Below are 292 nucleotides of genomic sequence, written 5' to 3' on the forward strand. Positions count from 1 at the left end.
GCACCCTCTGGCTGCTCGCCGGGGTGGGAGTGATCCTCGTGCTCGTCGTGCTCTCGGTGTCGTTCGGGGTGCGCGCGGCCACGCTCGACGACATCCTCGCGGCGCTGTCCGGCCAGACCGACACGATCGCGCAGGCCGCGGTCGTCAAGCGCACCCCCCGCACCGTGCTCGCGCTCCTCGTGGGGGCGGCCCTCGCGCTCGCCGGGGCGACCATGCAGGCCGCCACCCGCAACCCCGTCGCCGACCCCGGCATCCTGGGGGTCTCGAGCGGGGCCTCCTTCGCGGTCGTCCA

The 292-nt window shown here is 75.3% G+C and carries 1 protein-coding gene; it reads left to right on the forward strand.

The genetic code is table 11. The annotated features are described in order from the left end of the window. Window positions 1–292, forward strand: a 292-nt coding sequence (locus KVS71_RS17280; protein WP_217585134.1) for an iron chelate uptake ABC transporter family permease subunit, incomplete at both ends; no start/stop codon positions are given.

Origin of the sequence: Microbacterium sp. GbtcB4, from assembly GCF_019091465.1 — a bacterium.
GTDB lineage: Bacteria > Actinomycetota > Actinomycetes > Actinomycetales > Microbacteriaceae > Microbacterium > Microbacterium paraoxydans.